The following is a 502-nucleotide window of genomic DNA, read 5'->3' as shown; positions in this document are numbered from 1 at the left end:
CGAGCAGATTCTACCTCCCTTTACAAAAGCGCTTTTTAAGTATGTAGGGGCTGAAAAATACACCTTCTGTACGCCAGGGCATATGGGAGGAACGGCATTTGAGCAGAGTCCGGTGGGTTCTCTCTTTTATGATTTTTATGGTGAGAATACCTTCCGATCCGATATCTCTATCTCTATGGGGGAATTAGGATCTCTCTTAGATCATTCAGGTCCTCACCGTGAAGCGGAAGAGTATATTGCCGAGACCTTTAGTGCAGATCGAAGCTTTATTATCACTAATGGAACATCCACAGCAAACAAAGTAGTGGGAATGTATGCCTGTCCTGAGGGAAGCACTATTATTGTGGATCGAAACTGCCATAAATCGATTACCCATTTGATGATGATGACTAATGTTAAGCCGATCTATCTCAAGCCCACTCGTAACGCTTATGGGATTTTAGGGGGTATTCCGAAGAAGGAGTTTGAGAAAGCACATATTGAGCAGTTAGTCGCTGAGCGA

1 pseudogene is annotated in these 502 nt (G+C 43.8%); it reads left to right on the top strand.

Going from position 1 to position 502, the window contains the following annotated elements:
- A pseudogene (locus tag FK268_RS26320) lies at positions 1-502 on the top strand (hypothetical protein); the annotation flags it as partial.

This window comes from Tsukamurella sputi (assembly GCF_007858445.1).
GTDB classification, from domain to species: Bacteria; Actinomycetota; Actinomycetes; order Mycobacteriales; family Mycobacteriaceae; genus Tsukamurella; species Tsukamurella sputi.
Note: the sequence above shows the minus strand (reverse complement) of the source record. Positions and strands in the feature narration are given on the sequence as shown.